This is a genomic window from Lentzea roselyniae, assembly GCF_039537795.1.
Classification (GTDB): Bacteria; Actinomycetota; Actinomycetes; order Mycobacteriales; family Pseudonocardiaceae; genus Lentzea; species Lentzea atacamensis.
Genome location: NZ_BAABBE010000049.1, coordinates 1 through 19354 on the forward strand (window position 1 = coordinate 1; position 19354 = coordinate 19354).

The following is a 19354-nucleotide window of genomic DNA, read 5'->3' on the forward strand; positions in this document are numbered from 1 at the left end:
CGCTGGCGCGCCCTGCGGCACTTCACCACCAGCCCACGCAAGATCGGCCACATCGTCAAAGCCGCACTCGTACTCACCCATTTCGAGTACGGACGGCTCACCTGAAACTCGTTGAGATCACGTCATTACAGCCCTGTGTCATCACGGTGTCAACGGCGCGCGAATCTTGACCCCTTCGCGACGGATGAAAATGGACCCCCTTGGTGGTGGTTGATCTTTAGTCGTTGGTCTTGCTGGCCGGTGGGACTCGGCCGAGGTCGCGGTCTTTGAGGCGGTAGCTGTCTCCCTTCATCGAGATGACCTCGGCGTGGTGGACGAGGCGGTCGATCATCGCGGCGGCGACCACGTCGTCGCCGAAGACCTCGCCCCAGCGGCCGAACGGCTTGTTGCTGGTGACGATCAGGCTGGCTCGCTCGTAGCGGGACGAGACGAGCTGGAAGAACAGGTTCGCGGTTTCGGCCTCGAACGGGATGTAGCCGACCTCGTCCACGATGATCAGCGGAATCCGGCCCAGCTTGACCAGCTCCTGCTGCAGACGGCCGGCCTGGTGCGCCTCGGCGAGGCGGGCGACCCACTCGGCGGCGGTGGCGAACGCGACCCGGTGCCCGGCCTGGCAGGCGCGGATCCCGAGCCCGATCGAGAGGTGGGTCTTGCCGGTTCCGGGCGGGCCGAGGAACACCACATTCTCTTTGCCCGCAACGAAGTCCAGCGTGCCGAGGTGCGTGATGGCCTCGCGCTTGAGCGAGCGCTGGTGGTCGAAGTCGAACTCCTCCAACGACTTGCGTGACGGGAACCGCGCGGCGCGGATGCGGCCCTCGCCGCCGTGGGACTCGCGGGCGGCGACCTCGCGCTGCAGGCAGGCCGCCAGGAACTCCTCATGCGTCCATGACTCCGCCCGCGCCCGCTCGGCCAGCCGCTCGACCGCGCCTGCCAATGAGGGCGCTTTGAGTGCCCGAGTGAGGTAGGCGATCTCGCTGGAAACGTTTCGGCCCTTGGTGTTCGTGGTCTTGGCGGTCATCAGGCGATCTCCTCGCTGCCGGGCAGGTCCTCGTTGCCGAGGTCGAACATGCGGTCGTAGTCGGCCAGGCTGCGGTGCTCGACATCGGTGTCGATGGCCGGGACCGCGACCAGACGGCGTGCCTGCCGCAGCTCACTGGCCGCAACCGCATGCAGCGGGTCGGTGATGCTCTGATGATCAGCCCAGCAGCGCTCGTGCCGAGCCACCACCGCGCCCTGCAAGGTCACGACCACCTGCTCGAGATCAGCGACGACCTCGACCCGCCGGCCGACCGCGGCCGGATGCACCGAGTAGTCGTTGGAATCGACCCGCACGTAGTGATCGCGCGGCAGCCGGGTCGTCAGCCGCCACCCGGTCACCGGAGCGACCGGCGGCAACTCGAGCATCGACGCCTTGTCCGCCTCCCACCGCTCGATCGGACGGCAGCCGAGCCTGCGGTGCTGGCGCTGATTGGCGCGGACCAGCCACTCGGCAAGCTGGGCGTTGAAGTCGGCCGGACTGGTGAAACCGCGGCCGGGCAGGAATGAGGTCTCCAGATAGCCGTTGGCCCGCTCGACCAGGCCCTTGGCCTCCGGATCGGCCGGACGACACTGGATGACCTTGATCCCGAGCGTGCCGCGGAAGGCGTTCATCGCCTCGGTCAGCTGCGGCCGGCCCGCCCGCCACTGCCCGACCGCGGACTCGTTGTCCCACACGAGCGCCCGAGGCACCCGGCCCCAGCCGCTGATCACCGCCCAGTGCCCGGCCAGCAGGTCCGGGCTCTGCCGCGACGGGATCATCCGCGCGCCGATCACCCGCGAGTAGCCCGACACCATGACCAGTACCGGCGGCCGACCGGCCTGCTCGAACCCGAGCGGGATGTCGACCGGCGGGAACCACAGGTCGCACTGCGCGAGCTCGCCAGGCTGATACTCGGTCCGGCTGGCCGGGTCCTGCGGGACGAACAGCGGCCGCAGCTCCCGCACCCTGTCCTTGAGCACGGTCATCGACCTGCTCCAGCCGATCCGTTCCGCGATCACGGTCGTGGGCATGGTCGGCCACTACGCCAGCAGTGCCCGGATCTGCGGCTCGACCGCGTCCACGATCGAGCCCTTGGCCGGCCGCTGATACCGCGGCGGCGCGTCGGCGGCCAGCGCCCGCCGCACGGTGTTCCTGCTGATACCGAGCTGACGGACGATCGCCTTGATCGGCATCCCCTCAGCCCGGCGTAGACAGCGGATCTCCGCCCAGTCCTCCACGTTGAGCACTCCCTACTGTCGACGGGGGTCCGTTTTCACCCGTCGGTAGGGGGTCAGCTTTCACGCGTCGCCGACACACGGTCGCCCTTCCCGTGCCCAGCGTCAAGCACGAGATCCAGCGCCCAAGCCGACCCACCGATTTGCATCCTCACAGCACCTGAGTTGCTCTCGTGGCCTGGCAGGGTGGCGGGGCCGCAGGCTCTGTCACCCGGCAGGACCATGACGTTGACGGAAGACAACAACACGCCGGTGAGCGCCAGGACATCAAGCAGTGGGCCGTAGACGGTGCTCCAAGGCGCACTGAGCAACTGGGGATCCACCCCGAGGCGCTGCGGACCTGGGTCAAGCGCTCGGAGATCGACGCCGGGGACCGGACGGGCACGACGTCGAGCGATGCGGAGCGGATCGCACAGCTCGAGCGGGAGAACCAGGAACTGCGCCGTGCCAACGCGATCCTGAAATCCGCGTCCGCTTTCTTCGCGTCAATGTCACGATAGTGATGCCCCGGCGAGGCTCGCTCGTTTCTTCGCTGCCTCAGCGGATGTGCTGGTGGCCTGTCCTGATGTGCGGCCTCACCGGGTACCAGCCTGGCGGGATTCGACGGGCCTCTACAGCCATCCGGGTCACCCGCTCACGCAGCTCGACTGGGTACTTCTTCCGTGGGGCCATTGCTCCTCATCATCCGGGTTTGATGGTCTCCATCAAACCCGGTACGGAACAACTCCGTGTCTCCGGCCGCTGCACCTGGACCCGACCGGCACCGGCCGTAAACGCTGGACCATGCATTGGAAACCCGCACTCAACGCGTTCGAGATCGCCTTCGACGGCCGCCTGGCCGCCCGACTGCTGTTGGACGCGGCGCGATTCGCCGAGAACGCCTACCTGGTCATCCGGCGTGACCAGTTCCGGTGTGGGTGAACACCATGCTCAGTCGCCGAGGAACTGTTCCGACTGGCCGACGGCGCTTGGTGCTCGATGAAGAAGGATGCCTTCAGCTACATCGGGGGGTCTCGCCCTCGACGACGACCCACTGGCGCAACGGTGCATGGAACTGCTTGTCGCCGCTGAAGGGTTCACCGCCTACGGCGGCCTCGCCGGCCGGAACCTCGACGTTCTGGCCATCGGCCTGGCGGAGCCGACCGATCCGGACCATCTTGCGCACAGAAAAACTGTAGCGGCGTGGTTCGCGGACGTGTTGTACAACGTCGGTATGCCGGTGATGCTGCCATCGGGCTATTACGCCGTGTACCTCGACGCCGGAGCGTTGCTTCCGCACTTCAGCCCCGAAAACCTGCCTGGGGTCGCGCTGCGTGCGAACTCTATCTGCAAGGCGGTGTCCGGGCGGTGGAAATGGGCACGCTCATGTTCGCCTCGCCGATCCGTCAGGCCGGCCCGACCTTCCCGCGAAACGTGAACTGGTGAGGTTGGCGTTGCCCCGCCGCGTCTACCCAGGAGCCCCTTGAACACGTCGTCCACACCGCTGCTGTCGTTGTCGATCGCGCTGATGAGCTCCCGCGGTACGACATCCCCTCCCAGTCGGTCCACTTCCGGCATTTCTCGGCGCTGCTCTCGCCACGCCCCACGCCCGCGCCACCGGACGGCCACAGCGCTCGATGACCACCGCACACCGACGCTCGACCCACTGGCTGATACCGATCACGAAGTATCAGATTCAACGGCGGGTACAGCCCGCGAAGTGCCGCAACGGATTCCGCCACGCCCTGGCGATCGGTATCGATCCGCAGGCCGGGTGGCTCGGGACGCTCGTAGGGAGCGTCCACACCGGTGAGCCCCGCTCCGGCAGGCGTGCTGCCGGCCGTGGAGACCCTTCCCATCCCGCTCGGCACACACCTCGACCGGTGCGGCGACGTGCACCTCCAGGTACGTCACGCCGCAGCGTTCGTGTCGTCTGCGCACCGCCCGCCGGCTGTCGCGGTAGGGCGCGATCACCGGGACCAGGACGATCACGTGGTTGCGTGCCGGCAGCTACTCCGCGGCGCCCTCACCCGTACCGCTCCGCGCCCCGGCGGCAGGACGACTGTTCGTTCCATCGGCCACGCCGCGGGCGAGGGTGGCGCACGATCGGATGATTCTTCGCCGACTCGGCCGGAATAGTCCTGCGAGACAGCCCTTTTGGTGCTGCCATTGCAATCTTCGTCCACTTCGACATCTGGAGAGTTCATGCGTCATCGCATCGCCACAGTCCTCGCCGCCGGCGCCGCCGTCGTGTGCCTTGCGACGGGCACCGCGGCCACGGCCAACGCCGCCATCGGTGCGGACCGCGGGGAGCCGACCGTTGAGGCCTGCGACACCGGACTTCTCGACACCGGGCTGCTCGGTAGCGACGGAAGCCTCGTCACCGACTGCGGTCTGGTCCCCGACCTCCTCGGTGGGATCGGGCTCGGCTGACAGACGCCACTTCGTGCGGAAGTGAGCTGACCTGGGACGTGCCCGCCGGCCTTTGCGGATCGCGGGCACGTCCGAGCGTTTTCCCCTGCGGCGCCGGGAACGAAAGATGCGGTGCATCTGATCCACCTTCGCGACCAGGTCGTCGCCAAGACCGAGCTGCTGGACGAGGTGCGGGGCGACCGGTACGTCACCGGCTTGGCGCTGACGAGCCGGATCGAGACCCAGCGCGCTACTGGCGGCTCGGTCCGTTCCTCAGTCACCACACCTCTTGCGTCAATGTCAGGTTTACCTGGGTGCGGCATCTGATCTGTGGATGAACTGCGTAGGCATGTGACGTCGCGACCCTCGCGGCAACACCGCCGCCAGCGCGACAAGTGCCCGTGTCGGCCGCCGCCGCACTCCGAGGACGAAGCCGCATCTGCGCGGAACTGTCCGCCTTCCATCAGCTGCAGCCTTCACCGTCCCGCACAACCACTTCGTCGTCGCGGGTCTCGATCACGAGGCAGTGGTCGTCCAGGTCCACAACGGATGGATGAACACCGATGCGTCGACCGATGTGATCACGTGCTGCGATCAGCATCAGACGTTCCAGACCTGTTGCCTTGCTCGGAAGTCCGTACGCTGCGGCGACTGTGCCGGGCAGCCAGTCACACCGGTCGACGTCGGCTGCTGTGATCGTCGTTCTGCTCTGGTCGGTGGTGGAGAGCCCGAGCCCGCCGGCGTACTGCCGGTCGCGGAGAAACCTGCGCCGCAGGTGCGGTTCGGCGCTGCCCAGCCGCCCCTTGGGCAGCAGGACGTCGACGAGACGGAACGCCACGAGCACCCTGTCGTCGTGCTGGAGCTGGACGTCGAAGATCGGTTCGACGTCACCCCAGCGCGCTTCGACCCGTACCGGTCCACTGTCCGGCAGCGGCTCGTAGATCTCGAGCCACACGACCCGGTGCGGGAAGCCCACCCTGTCGGGATACCTGTCGTGGGGGAGGACGTGCATCGCAGCGTCCAGGAGCCCCTGGTGGAGGTTGCCTCTCGGTACCGTGCCCTTGCCGGCATCGAGCGTGGCGCTGGCGCCGTCTGGGCCGACCCGCAGTTCGGTGAGGTACTGAAAGGCGGGGCCGTGGAACAGGATCCCGGCCTCGTACGGGTCGGGTTGCAGCTCGGTCTCGACCTCCGGGAACGGCGCGGGACGCGGGCCGGGCGTTCCACGCCTCGCCGTGGCGAAGCACTGACCGTCCGCGAGGAGGCTGACGTGGTCCCCTTCACGTTCCTCGGTGATCATGACTGGTCCGCCGACCGGGACCCAGCGGTGCAGCTCGACATCACGTAGCGCCGCGGCGTCGCCCGCGAGCAGGTCGACCGTCGACATCATCGGCAGCGCCGGCACCGTCCACGTCGGACAGTGGTCCTTGAGCCAGCTGTCGCGTTCGAGGTCGATGATCCGGTCGCCGACGACCTCGAGGTTCTCGACGTGGTAGATGCGCTTGTCATCGACCCAGAGCCAGGCTTCGGCGGTCGCACCTTTCTCGGTGCGGCCGGTGATCTCCAGATCGATCCGGATGAGCGTGTCCTCCGGCGTGACCTGACCCCGGTACTTCCAGGTGACCTCACGTTCGTCGCGAAGCCGGACGTTGCCGAGCCCCTGTCGTTCCAGGTGGAACCCGAGCAGTTGCACCATCGCTTCGACGCCGAGGGATCCGGGCTGCACGGGGTCGTCGAAGAAGTGTGCCTTGAAGAACCAGTCGCTCGGGTTCACGTCCTTCTCACCGCGCAGGCGCCCAAGCCCGGCCTTTCCCCCGTCCGGCCAATATCCGGTGACACGGTCGATCATCGTGAGCATGGACCGGGGAACGTCCTCGTGGAACGTGCTCGGTGCTTCGATCGCCGCACGCTCTTCCCGGGACGGTGGCAGGCCGACCTGGTTGCCGAACGCCTCCGGCGGGAAGTAACCGAAGGTGGCCGTCAGCGCGAAGAGCGGTTCACCATCTGCCTCGCAGACGACGTCGAACCTCACGATCATCATTCCAGCCGATCCGGAAACCTGCGTCAGTGTGCTGCGGGTCGTGAGTTTCCTCGTCTGGGGGGTGACGCTTCGGTGGACAGTGCCCGTGCCGTCGAGGTTTCGGAACAACATGTCCTTGTCGAAGGTGAGCGGGCAACCGGCGTAGCTGGCAAGCCAGCCGCACGGCTGCAGCGCGACCTCCATCAGCACACCGAACGGCATGATCCCGTTGTTGTGCTCGAAGTACCAGGCGTCCTCCGGCACGTCGTACTCGGCGACGACGTGGCTGCCGATCCGCATGCCGTTCTGCGGGCCGCCCACCTCCCGGATGCCGGTCATGAAGTGGTACGGCGGTCCAGGCAGTCTCGCACACCTGCGACTGCCGTCGAACACCGCATAGCTCGGGCCCAAGCCATCGCTCATTCTGCCCAGGGCGCAGGCCATCAGCGACTCGCGGTCAAACTCGAACGGCGTCGTACGCTTCGGGTACGGCCAGTCCGGGACCGTGGTGAGGCCGACGCCCTCAGCCAGGAACGCTTTGACACCGTCAACCGTGCACAGCACGTCGGCGGTCAGCGTGTCCTCGGTTTCCTCCCTCACGAAGACCTCGTAGGTGAGGATCTTGCTGCTCGGCGTGACCTGGCGCCGGCACCGCATCGGGATCGTCCGTCCGCGGACGGGTTCGAAGCGCCAGCCGTCCTTGTTTCTCGTGTGCCCCTTCGCCGTCATGTACCGGGCCATGGATTGCAGACAGCCCTCGAACATCAGCGTGCCCGGCATGCACGGGTCGTTCTTGAAGTGGCCTTCGAAGAACCAGTCGTCCGGGCTGATCGGAAGCTCGGTGCGGATGTAGCCCTCGCGCAGCTCGCTGACGTGTTCGTACAGCTTGACCGGCCCCATGTCCGGGGTTCGCATGTGCCACGGCGGTGCTTCTCGCGCTTGCAGTCGTGCGCCTCGCAGCGCGGGCCGGTCCCAGACGACGCCGTCGCTGTTCGCGAGCTCGTCGTCGGTGAAGAACCCTGCCTGTCCACTTCGGACGGACAGGCGCAGTTCGCCGTCGATGTAGCAGTCATAGCGGAAGAAGAACAGGCGTACGCCGTCGTGCTCACCATGACCGTCGATGGTGATCTCGTAGTGGAGCGTGTCGCCGGGGAGCGGCAGCTCGCCGTGGTAGGTGAGCTCACAACCCAGCAGGCGGTAGACGCGTTCACCGGTGTTGCGCAGGTCGGCACCCAGCCAGCTGATCAGCAGCAGGTCGGCCTGTCCGGCCTCGACCATGAAGCCCGCGGGCATCCGGTGGGCTGGATCGAGGTACCAGGAGTCGGTCCTCACGTCGGTCTCGGTCCAGATGGTGCCGACGCCCATGCTCGCCGGGACCGCGTCGATGCCGGTGACCCGGTCGGCCAGGAGCATTGGCGGCTTCGGCATGCGGGTCTGACGTTCATGGCGGTCCTGCTCCGCGAACAGCTCGCCGAACAGCTCCGAGATCTTGCCCTCGGCCAGGTGCTCCAGCTGCCCTCGGTCGAACTTGGGCCCCGGTCTCGTGCTTTCCACAGGCCGCATGATCACCTCTCCGGATCTGCCGGTGTCCTCTCGGAGAACAGAAGCCTGGCCATCCCCCGTGCGACCCTCACCCGAGCTTGCGGTGTGGGCACGCCGCAACTGGGCCGCAGCCACTCCGCGCATGTGCAGGAACCGTTCGTGCACGGCCGCCTGGGCACCCAGGAACTCGGCGTGGGTGGCGTTCAGGATGCGTTGCCGATCCATGACTGACGCGGCGCGCGCGACGTCTCGCGCGGGCCGATCAGCACGCCCTGGCGGCCGGGTGGCGAGTGGCGGCACCGGAGGGCAAAGCAGGGGTGCGTTCGGCATCTCCCGGACGCGCTGCGCGGGGTCGGGCAGTGCGATCGGCGGCAGGTGCGCAGGCAACAGCACGTGTGGGACGTCGTCGGTGCCGTGCGGGCCGATTGTGGCCAGATGACCGAAGAACCGCTCGGCGTCCAGCGGCACGCCGGCCGCCATGAGATCCGTGATCGCGTGGGTGAACTGGCGTACGGCACGGCCGTCGGTGGCATCCAGTGCGACCGCGACGTGCTCGCGATCTCCCAGGATGCGCTGGATCCAGCCTGTGCACAGGCCACGAGGCCCGTGCTCGACGAAGACGCGGACACCGTCGCGCCAGGCGTTCTCGACGACGCGGACGAAGTCCACGGTGCCGAGTGCCTGCGCGGTGATCGCGTCGGCGCACGCCTCCGGAGTCGGAACGTAGGACTCGCCGGTGGCACCCGAGTAGAACCGCACGCCCGGTACCTCGTGCGTCGGGCGGCGGTGCAGCCGCCACCAGTCCTCGCGTACCTCGTCGACCTCCGGCGCGTGCACCGCGATGTCGTGGTCGATCAGAATGGCGTTGCCGAAGCCGGCCAGCACCCGTCGGCACGCCTCGGCTTCACCGCCGACCACGCACGAGCCGGGTGAGTTGACCACCATGAGATGCACGGCGGGTTCGTCCGCTGTCGCGGCGCGGACCTCGTCGACCGGCGCGACGACCAGGTAGCTGAGCCAGCGTTCACCGCGGATTCCCGCGCGCTGCCACACACGCCGCACGGCCACGATCGGGCCCGCCAGATCCGTGCGGAACAGCGCCGAGTCACTCGCATCCTTGACGAGTTCCCTGACATCACGCCACGCACCCATGGCGACCAGCGATGTGGACTCGCCCGACGAGTACGCCAGCACTGCCGTCGGACTCAGGCCCAGCAGGTCGCGCGTGATGCCGGTGTGCAGCTGGCCCAGCACGGAGCCGCCCCAGATCTGGTCGAGGACGGTGCCCGGCCGCTCGCCTCGGTACGCCCAGCCGACCAGCGTCGACAGGTCACCGCAGCGTCCGGAGATCTCCGCCAGCACGTCCGGAAAGGCCAGCATCAGCTCGCGGCCCATGTCCGGGTAGCACGCGGACCCGTTGGTGTAGACGAAACTCAGCTCCCCGTCGACCGGGGTGGCGCGGAACGCCACACCCTCGGGACGAATACCGTTGCCGTTCAGCCACTGGCGCGCGGCCTCGGCGCGCTCGGCATGCTGAGCCGGACTCGATGCGAGGAGCACGAGACGGGCGGGGCCGGTGTCCGACTCGCGGCCCGTGTCCATGGCGGTCAACACGTCTGACAGGCCGGCACCTGAGTAGACATGTGGGCGGGGGGCGGATTCGAGGAGCAGTCCCCGGCACTCCCCCGTCTTGAGCCGCACGCTGACAGGTGGCGCACCGAGAGGCGTGACAACTACCTGCGCGGTCTGGTGCTCCAACGCGGGCACGGCCGGCGCACCGGCCCTGGGAACCACGCGCCGGTGGAGCGCGACCGCGGCACACGCGACCCCCAGCAGTCCCACCGCGGCGTGGGCGCTGCCGAACAGCGCACTCGGGTCGAAGCCGAGGTCGGCTGCGCCGATCAACAGGTCCGCCTCACCGCCGGGATCGTCGTCGAGGACGGCGATCACCTGGTCGCCGTCGGCGTGTGCATCGCTCAACCGCTTGAGCACCAACGCGATCGCCGCATCCCCCGGCTCGCGCCACCGGCCGAGGCCCTCCAGCGCCGCCTGGTGTACGGGTTCGCCGGACAGGTCGACCGCGCCGACGACCGCGGCGTCTGCTTCACCCGCGGCGATGGCGCGAGCCGCCAGGCGAAGCGCGACGACCCCGGACGCCTCCTCGGCGGACACGGCGTAGCCGGGTCCGGCCAGGTCGAGTTGCGCGTTGATCCGGTTCGCGACCATGTTGGGCATCGTTCCCAGCACCCCCGAGGAGGTGAGGGCGGGCGCGAACGCATTGCGGAACCGGGCGAGTTCCTCGGAATCGTCGGCGGCGTCGTGGATCTGTTCCTGCAACCACGACGCGACGCGCCAGCGTGCGCCGTAGCGGGCGGCCCCCGGATCACAGCCCATGCCGACCAGCACCATCGTGCGCTCGCGCGGCAACCGCACGCCGTCGGCCGCTTCCCTGGCCGCCTGCATGATCAGCAACTGCTGGGCAAGGGTGCTGGGCAGATCGTTGGGGGGAAACCGAAGACCTTCCAGTTCGACCCGGACCTGTTCACATCTCGGCGACACCGGGATGCCTTGGAGCACGGCCCGCTCGAACTCATGCGTCGTGTGACAGTCACCCACACGTGCGCTCAACGCGACAACGGCGACCTGATCTCGCTCGAACGGTGGCGGTGGCGGCTGTACCGCTGGGACCTGATCTCCGGTCCACTCGTCCATGATCAGATGGGCGTTGGTCCCACCGAACCCGAAAGCGCTCACCGCGGCGCGGCGCGGGCCCGGCCACTCCTCCGCCTCCTGCAACACGCGCATCGGCGTACCCTCCGACGCGCGCAGTGGTTCGTCGGCGTACAACGTGGCGGGGCGAACTCCGGCCTGCATGGCTCCGATCACCTTGAGCACGCCTGCGGCTCCCGCCGCCGTGATCAGGTGACCGACATTGGACTTCACGGAGCCGACGGGCAGGTCATGTGCATCCACGAAAACGTTCGCCATGCTGTGTATCTCCACCGCGTCCCCGACCGGCGTTCCGGTCGCATGACACTCCACAAGGGACACCGTTTCCGGAGCCACGCCGGACATCAGGTAGGCCTCGCGCATCGCCCGCAGCTGGCCTTCCTCCGCCGGTGTCAGAGGGCCGCCGGTGCGCCCGTCGTTGGACAGACCGATACCACGGATCACCGCCAGTATCCTCCGGCCGGACGAGACGGCGTCGGCAAGCCGCATCAGCGCGACGAAAGCCGCGCCCTCCGCGGGCACCAGGCCGTCGGCGTGGCGGTGGAACGGTCTGCTGCGCCCAGTCGGGCTCATCGCGTTGAGCGCGCAGAACCCGATGTGGATGAACAGGTCGTCCGCGCAGTTGACTCCTCCCGCCAGCATCAGTTCGGCGGAGCCGTCATGAAGCCGGTCGCACGCCAGCTTCATGGCGTACAACGACGAAGCGCAGGCGGCGTCCAGTGCGAACGCCCCTGCCTCCAGGCCGAGTTCGGCCGCGGCGAGGTGCGCGGGCAGGCCGGAGGAGAAACGGTTGCGCGGGTCGATCTCGCCCGCCCTGCCGAGCCACACCTGTTCCGCGTAACGGCACAGGCCCACCGTCGGAAGGGACAAGTTGCCGAGCACCAGCCCGCACCGCGTGACCGACGTGTCGGCGTCGGCCTCCCGCAACGCCTCCCGAGCCCCGTGCAGCACCCACTGGAACGACGGGTCGAGCCCGCTGCCGTCGAGCGGGAAGTCGCGCACGTAGCCGCCGATGTCGGTCCAGGTGCGGTCCACACCGTCCTCGGGTGTGCCGACAGCCCACCGGTGCGACAGTCGCCACCGTCCATCCGGAACGGTCGACAAACTGGATCGACCCGCGGCGAGGTTGTCCCACAAGGCATCGGGAGTGAGTGCGTCCGGGAGCACGGCGCCCCGGCCGACGATCGCGATCGGTTCGAACACGTTTCCCCTCACCGTGGTCGTCGGATGACGGACACGCCGAGCAGTTCGGCTCGCACCGAACCGTCGAGGTCGATGAGCGCGACATCGCATTCGGCGCGAGACTCCCGCACAGATCCAGCGCGCAGTACGCAGTTCACGACGCCGTCGATCAGGCCCGGCCGGTGCAGCCGGAACTCACGAATCCCCATGGGAAGCGACGCGGCGCGCAACAGCCGGTGGCTCCACAGCACCGCCAATTGCAGGCAGGCGTCCACGGCGGCCGGGTCGGTCCGCCAGTGTGCTCCGGCCCATTCGAGTCCGCGTGCTCCGCAGACCAGGGCGGACGCGCCGGAGTCGGTGATCTGGCGCAGTTCCCGGATCGACTGAAAACGCGGCCCGTGGAACAGCAGGTCACCGTCGTAGACCACCTGCTTGGTGACATCGGCCAGTGGAGCGTCCCAGCTCGACGGACCGGTGACTGGGGCAACCTGTGCCCGGTAGTGAGCAAGACCATTGTCGCCGGTCAGATGCAGCCCACCAGAATCGAGGCGCACTCCGATTCTGTGCCCGGCCGAGCCGAGACCCGGCAGTGTGATCTTGCGCAGGACCGCGATGTCACGCAACGCCAGTGGTCCGGGCGAATCCGCGACCAAGGAGGTGAGCCACTCCAACGCCAGCGCGACGGGCAGCACCGGTTTCCCGGCGACCTGGTGGTCGGCGAGATGCGGATGAGTTCGCCCACTCACGACGACCTGCGCGACGCGGGCCACGTGATCCTCGCCGCCCGGCGAGTCCGTGCTCTCCGGCGCAATGACCACCTGAACGACGCCTGGTGGCCCGGCGAGCTCCCCGACGAATGCGGCGGCGCCCTCGTCGAGGGGAATCAAACCCACGCCCGCGTCGCCGAAGTGCCGCGCCAGCGAGGGAGTCACCATGCCTCCTTCCCAGGCACCCCACCCGATCGACCGGACGAGCAGGCCGGGGTTCTTCGTCTGCTCCGCGCATCCGACCTGGTTGAGGATCTCGTTGGCCATCGCGTAGTCGCTCTGGCCCGCGTTGCCGCACCGGGCAGCCAGCGACGAGAACAGGCAGAGCACGCTGATCGGGTCGTCACGTGTCGCCGCGAGCAACGAGCGCAACCCGGTTACCTTCGTGTCGAAGACGCGGGTGAACTGCTCGTCCGTCTTGTCGGCGATGCGCTTGTCGGCCACCACACCGGCCCCGTGCACCAGGCCGGTGATCCGCCCCCATTCCCGACGGACCTCCTCCAATGCGCGGGCCACCGCACGGAAGTCGGTGACGTCGACCGGCATGTACCAAACCTTCGATCCGGCCTGCTCCAACGCCGCCAAGGTCCTGCGGACCTCCCGGACGGCCAGCAGCCGCGCCGCCTCGGCACCGATTTCGGCGGGCGAGGGCCTGGTTCCGGTCCGCCGATGGGCGTCGTCGACCAGGGCACGTTTCAGCTCCGCCTCGCTCGTGATGCCGCGCAGCGCCGGAGCCTCGTCGGTCAGGACGGTCCGTCCCAGCAGGACAAGTCCAGGTTGATGTGTCTCTGCCAGTGCGATCAGCGCGGCCGCGGTGACACCGCGGCCGCCTCCGGTCACGACGATCACCGAGTCAGAGTCGATCCGCGAGCTCGCGGCGGCATCAACCGGTGTGATCGTGGTGCCGACTGTCCAGCGCGTACCATCTGCGCGTAACCCGACATCGGTCGTGGGACCGCCGTGGACCAGTTCGTGCACGATCGCGGACGCGACCTCGCCCGCGTCCCGATCGCCGCGCTCGCAGTCGATCGCCTTGACCGCCACGCCCGGCCATTCCCGCGCGGCCGTGCGGGTCAGACCGGCGACGCCGCCGAGCCACGCACGCAGGGGCGCGCTGCCACGCAGGCCGAAATCGCCGCCGGTGTCCTGCACCGTCACGAAAACGCCCGGCTTGGTGACAAAACTCGCCGCGACCGCACGGGCCGCCAGGAAGGCCTCGTGGTTGACCGCGAGCGCTTCGTCCTCCGTGCGCACCGGACGCAGACCGCCGAGGAACACAACCCCGTACGCGTCAGCGGGCACCTCCCCCACCACACGCGCCGCGATGCCGTGCTCAGCGAGGCGGGCGGCGACGAGCTCCGCGACACCATCGCCGTCGTCCGTAACGACCAGTTCGCCGTCGTCCAGTCCAGCCATCATCAGCCCGGAGGTTTCGCCCCTTGTCATCCGCACGACCTGTCTGGTCAGTACAGCGGCGCACGGAAGGGTTGCCACGTCGTCGGCCGGCGTGCCCCCCACCATGGCGGCGATCTCTGCGAGAGTGCGGAGCTTGCCGAGCTCAGCCAGGTCAGCCTCGGGAAGATCTGGGGACCGTTCCCGGAACGCGGACAAGATCTCCACCCGCTTGATCGAGTCGATGCCCAGATCCGACTCCAACTCCATGCCCAGGTCGAGCATCTCGACCGGATAGCCCGTCTTGTCCGAGACCACCGACAACAGCTCCATGCACGGGTCCGCTGACCGCGGCGGCAGCGGCGTCACCTCGGCCGGCGGCGGGACGACAGTCACCGGTTCGGGCGGTGGCACAGCAGCGGTCACCGGCTGCTCCGCGAACTCCTCGCCGCCAAGACTCCTCAGCGACAACTCTGTGGCACGCAGGAAAGTCAAATGGCTCTCGGTCATCGACTTCTGGTACGCGGCGTGCACCTCCGCCGTCTGCCGCTGCATCTCCTGGAACGTCGCCAGCCACCCGGCTTCGGTGGCGCCGGCGAGAACGGCAGGCGCCACCTCGTCCGGATTCGGCGGCGGAAGCCCGGCCGCGCCACGGGCGGGCGGATAGGAACGGCCGTGGTTCGCGCCAGAGATCGACATCGTCATCCTCGGTTTGGGGGCCTGCAGCTCCGGTTCCGGGCCGTAGTCCGCCCACAACGCGGCGAAGTCCATCTCCAGCCCGGTGACGGCGAGACGGCCCAGTGCCTCGTGCAAACTGGTCACGCCGTTGCAGCCCTTGCGATCCAGGCTCACGGCGACGTGCGGACGATCACCGAGAATCTGCCCCACCAAGCGCGACACCGTGGCGCCCGCGCCGACCTCGACGAAAGTTCGCGCACCCGCGTCGTACATCGCGGTGATCTGGTCGACGAACCGCACCTGCGACGTGAGATGGCTCGCGATCCTCCGCCGGATCTCGTCCGGCGCGGCTGGGTACACGGCGGCGTCCGCGTTGCCGTAGACCGGCAACGACGGCGACCGGACGTCGACCGAGCCGAGATACTCCAGCAGCGGCGCATCGGCCGCCGCGACGATCGGGCTGTGGAACGCCGTCACCGTGTTCAGCCGCCGCGTCGTGAAGCCGTGCAACGCGCGCTCGGCTGCGGCCACCCCGCGCATCGTCCCGGAGACGATCACCTGCGTGGGCGAGTTGTGGTTCGCGATCCACCACTCCTCGCCCCCGGCCAGCACCGAGGAAACCTCGTCCCGTGACGCCGTGACCGCCAGCATCGCACCCGGCACCTGGGCGGCATCGCGCATCAGCTCGCCACGTCGGCGCGTCAGCGCCACCAGATCGGATTCGGACAGCACGCCGGCGTAGTGCAACGCCACCAACTCACCCAAGCTGTGGCCGGCGGCGCAAGAGGCCCGCAGGCCCAGCGTGCCCAGCACTTCCAGCAGCGCGAGGCTGACGAGCGCGAGCGCGGGCTGCGCCCGCTCCGTCGCGGTCAACAGCTCTTCCTGCCGAGCGCGCTCCTCATCGGTGAACACCGGAACCGGAAAGGTGGTGCGGTGCAGGCCCGGTTCCGCCAACCGGTCCCACACCGCACCTGACTGAGGGAAGTGCATGGCCACGTCCGCACCCATGCCGACGTACTGGCTCCCCTGACCGGGGAACAAGAACGCGACGGCGCCCGGTCGCGCCGAACCGGAAGCGTGGAACACTCCGGGCAACGAACTCCGGTGCCGGTCAAACCGATCCACTTTGGACTGAAAGTCGGCCAGGTCCTCCGCGACGACGGCAAGCCGCTCGGGGGCGGAGAGATCGAACGCCGACTGCGTGCAACGGGCGATGTCCGAGAGCGAACCGCGCAGCGATCGTGCGGAAGAGATCAGCGCGTCGACCGACGACGCGCTCAACAGGACCAACTCGGACGGCAACGCCCGCACCCGGCACGCCCGGTGCTCGCCGGTGTACTCCTCGAGTGTCAGGTGGAAGTTGCTGCCGCCGAAGCCGAAGCTGGACACCGATGCGCGACGTGGATGTTCCGGGCCGCGCACCCACGGCCGCGCCCGGGTGTTGAGGTAGAGCGGCGAGGTCTCCAACTCCAGTCGCGGGTTGGGCCGGTCCACTTTGATGGTCGGCGGCAGAACCCCGTGGTGCACGGCGAGTACCGCTTTGAGCAGGCCCGCCGCACCGGCAGCGGCCTTGGTGTGCCCGATCTGCGACTTGATCGACCCCAGGGCGCACCACTGATGGTCCCCCCTGCCCGATTCCGCCAGGACCTCACGCAGCGCGTCGAACTCGGCCGCGTCACCGATCGTGGTGCCGGTGCCGTGCGCCTCTACCAGCTCGACGGTGTCCGGGCCGTAGCCGGCGTTCTCGTAGGCCTGCCGGAGAGCTCGCGCCTGCCCCGCGGGCAGTGGCGCGTAGATGGCGGTGCCGTTGCCGTCGGACGACGTGCCGATGCCACGGATCACCGCGTAGATCCGGTCGCCGTCGCGCTCGGCGTCGTCGAGACGCTTCAACGCGAACATCACGAGCCCCTCGCCGAGCATCGTGCCGTCCGCCGCCTCCGCGAACGGCCGGCAGTCGCCGGTGGGCGACAGCGCGGGTGTTTTGGAGAAGCACATGTACATCATGATGTCGTTCAGCGTGTCCACACCACCGGTGATCACCAGGTCACTGGTGCCGAGCGCCAGTTCGGCGACCGCGTTGGCGATCGCGGCGAGCGAGCTCGCGCAGGCGGCGTCGACGGTGTAGTTGGTGCCGTGCAGGTCGAACCGGTTCGCGATCCGCCCCGCGACCACGTTCGACAGCAGACCGGGGAAGGTGCACTCCTGCCACGGGACGTAGTGATCGGCGATCCGGTCACAGATCTCCTGGGCCTTGCGTTCACCGATTCCAGCTTCCCGCAACGATTTCAGCCACACCGGGCGCTGCAGCCGCGACGCCACGTTGTACAACAACTCCAACGGAGCGGAACCGAGGATCACGGAGACACGATCACGGTCGACAGTGCCCGAGCAGTCCCTCAGCACTGCGTCGGCCACCATCAGCGCCAACAGTTGGGTGGTGTCGGTGGCCTGCACGGCGTTGGGCTGCACCCCGAACGCCATCGGATCGAAGTCCACCGGGTCGAGGAACGCGCCGCGTCGCGCGTAGGTCTTGTCGACGGCCTCGGGATCCGGGTCGTAGTGGTCCTCGACCAACCAGCGCGACTCCGGCACGCTTCCCATCAGGTCCCGGCCGGTCAGCACAGTGCGCCAGAAGCCCGCTACATCCGTCGCCCCCGGCGTCAACGCGCCGAGTCCGACGACGGCGACGGGAGTGGTCCGGTTCATCAGGCACCTGCGTTCGGGCTGAGGCGTCGTGGAGCGAAGGAGAACGCGGCGGGAACCGGCACCCCGCAACACCGTGCCTGGTGGGCACGGGTCAGCACCGCGGCCCCCTCGAGCAGGTTGAGCGCGATCTGCACCACCGTGCGGTTCGCCACCTCCGCGAGGAAGCTGCCCCGGACCCAGCGGTTGAACGCGCCCATCGCCGGACCACACCAGATCTGGTAGTCCATCCGTCGGGACGCCTCGCCGTCGATGGCCCACCGCGACGAGTTCCCCAGATACCAGCGAAACACCAGAGCCATGCGGTGTTTGGGATCGTGCTCGGCCCGGCCGATCTCGCGGGGGTCGCGGCGTTGCCAGAAATCCACGGTCTCCCGCCAGATCTGGTCGATCGGCGCGCGCAGGAGGTCGCGTTCCACTCTGCTCCTCGCGGCGGCCGGAATGGCCTCCAGCGACGGGTGATCGCGGTAGAGCTCGTACAACAGCGCGGCGCGACCGGCGAACATCGTGCCGCGGCGCAGCACCTGGAGCTTCACCCCCTGCTCGAACATGTCCGCCGCCGGGGCCATGACCACGTCGGCGATGTCGGCCTGGGCGAGCATGGACTTCGCCTCCTCCGACATCCCCGACTCGACGGCCACCTGGTTGACGGAGCCGGTCACCACGTAGCCGGCGCCCAGAGCGAACGCCGCCGCCACGCCGTCCGGAGTGCCGAGTCCCCCAGCGGCGCCGACGCGGATGTGGCACGCGTCGCCGAACGTCCGCAAGCGGTCGTTGCGCAGCCGGATGATCGTCGGCAGCAGAGACACGAGTGGCCTGTTGTCGGTATGGCCACCGCTGTCCGCTTCGACGGTGATGTCCTCGGCCACCGGAACCAGCGCCGCGAGCGCCCTCTCCTCCTGCGTGATCTGTCCTCGTACGAGCAGTGTTTCCAGCAGATCAGCGGGCGCTGGAGACATGAACCGCGCCGCGACCTCCGGCCGGGAGACTTTGGCGAACAACCTGACCCGCCGCACGATCCGGCCGTCCGGCCCCCGCCTGAGCCCGGAGACGGCGCACCGCACCACCGCGGGCGTGAGGTCCGCGAACGCGGAGGCACAGATCGTCGGTACGCCGGCGCGTAGCAGCAGATCCGCGATCCGGTCCTCCAGCTCCGGCTCGTTCGGCGAGTGAATCAGGTTCGCCCCCCAGTTGGCGTGTCCGCCGAGCTCGCGGCGCAGTTCGTCGACGGCGCGTTCGACGCGCTCGAAGCCGAGACCTCCGGCGCCGAAGAACCCCAGCAGTCCCGCCCTCGCCATCGCGACCACCATGCGCGTCGTGGCGATGCCGTTGGCCATCTCTCCCGCGACGTAGGGAAATCGCACACCGTGCGCGGCGCAGAACGACCGGTCGCCGAGCCACTCCGGGTACAACGCGGGCAGACTGCCGAGCATTCGGTGCGGCCCGCCGGTCCCCTCGCGCACCTCACCGCCCACCGCGACGCCTACTTCACCGCGGTGTCCGGCCAGGACGTGCAGCGGCTCACGGCAGCGTGGCAGAAGCGCGCCGATCCCGGCGGTGTCGAACGCCGGCGACCGACTGCCGGGGATCCAGTTCCCGACCGGCCGTGGCCCCTCTCCGAGGTCATCTTCGGTCGTGTGTTGCGAAGCGATCGGCACGTGCATCACTCCTCGACGTATCTGGCTCATTGACAGAGCCG

Annotated in this window: 8 protein-coding genes and 2 pseudogenes; 4 read left to right on the top strand and 6 right to left on the bottom strand. The window is 68.6% G+C overall.

What is annotated here, in order from left to right; genetic code table 11:
- Positions 1 to 217: 217 nt before the first annotated feature.
- Together istB and istA are read right to left on the bottom strand one after the other, a co-directional pair.
- A complete protein-coding gene (istB, locus tag ABFX45_RS42560; RefSeq protein WP_112232738.1) occupies positions 218 to 1018 on the bottom strand; it encodes an IS21-like element helper ATPase IstB in 801 nt (266 codons plus the stop codon).
- Positions 1018 to 2265, bottom strand: a pseudogene (gene istA, locus ABFX45_RS42565) (IS21 family transposase). Before istA ends, istB begins: the two are co-directional and overlap by 1 nt.
- A gap of 299 nt (positions 2266 to 2564) precedes the next feature.
- Between istA and ABFX45_RS42570 the strand changes: the two are divergent.
- From ABFX45_RS42570 to ABFX45_RS42580, 3 genes and pseudogenes are all read left to right on the top strand, one after another.
- Positions 2565 to 2735 (top strand): annotated as a pseudogene (locus ABFX45_RS42570) (transposase); the annotation flags it as partial.
- 301 nt (positions 2736 to 3036) lie between these two features.
- Positions 3037 to 3174 carry a hypothetical protein gene (locus tag ABFX45_RS42575; RefSeq protein ID WP_346136723.1) on the top strand — a complete coding sequence of 46 codons (138 nt, stop codon included), beginning with the start codon at positions 3037 to 3039 and terminating at the stop codon, positions 3172 to 3174.
- A 127-nt stretch (positions 3175 to 3301) separates the two neighbouring features.
- Positions 3302 to 3670, top strand: a complete 369-nt coding sequence (locus ABFX45_RS42580) for a hypothetical protein (RefSeq protein ID WP_346136698.1) — start codon at positions 3302 to 3304, stop codon at positions 3668 to 3670.
- A gap of 242 nt (positions 3671 to 3912) precedes the next feature.
- On the opposite strand, the gene ABFX45_RS46700 is transcribed toward ABFX45_RS42580, so the two are convergent.
- Complete coding sequence (locus tag ABFX45_RS46700; protein WP_428834289.1) at positions 3913 to 4224, bottom strand: adenylyl-sulfate kinase; 312 nt, start codon at positions 4222 to 4224, stop codon at positions 3913 to 3915.
- A gap of 213 nt (positions 4225 to 4437) precedes the next feature.
- Between ABFX45_RS46700 and ABFX45_RS42585 the strand changes: the two genes are divergently transcribed.
- Positions 4438 to 4665, top strand: coding sequence for a hypothetical protein (locus ABFX45_RS42585; protein WP_346136700.1), 228 nt, complete (start codon positions 4438 to 4440; stop codon positions 4663 to 4665).
- Positions 4666 to 5107: 442 nt separating this feature from the next.
- Here the strand turns inward: ABFX45_RS42585 and ABFX45_RS42590 are convergent, their stop codons facing one another.
- The 3 genes from ABFX45_RS42590 to ABFX45_RS42600 are packed head-to-tail and all read right to left on the bottom strand — an operon-like array spanning position 5108 to position 19313.
- Positions 5108 to 12136, bottom strand: a complete 7029-nt coding sequence (locus ABFX45_RS42590; RefSeq protein WP_346136702.1) for a beta-ketoacyl synthase N-terminal-like domain-containing protein — start codon at positions 12134 to 12136, stop codon at positions 5108 to 5110.
- An 8-nt stretch (positions 12137 to 12144) separates the two neighbouring features.
- On the bottom strand, positions 12145 to 17658 hold the full coding sequence (locus ABFX45_RS42595; RefSeq protein ID WP_346136704.1) for an SDR family oxidoreductase: 5514 nt from the start codon (positions 17656 to 17658) through the stop codon (positions 12145 to 12147).
- On the bottom strand, positions 17658 to 19313 hold the full coding sequence (locus ABFX45_RS42600) for a PfaD family polyunsaturated fatty acid/polyketide biosynthesis protein (RefSeq protein ID WP_346136706.1): 1656 nt from the start codon (positions 19311 to 19313) through the stop codon (positions 17658 to 17660). The genes ABFX45_RS42595 and ABFX45_RS42600 overlap by 1 nt, the downstream gene beginning before the upstream one ends.
- Between the last annotated feature and the right edge of the window lie 41 nt (positions 19314 to 19354).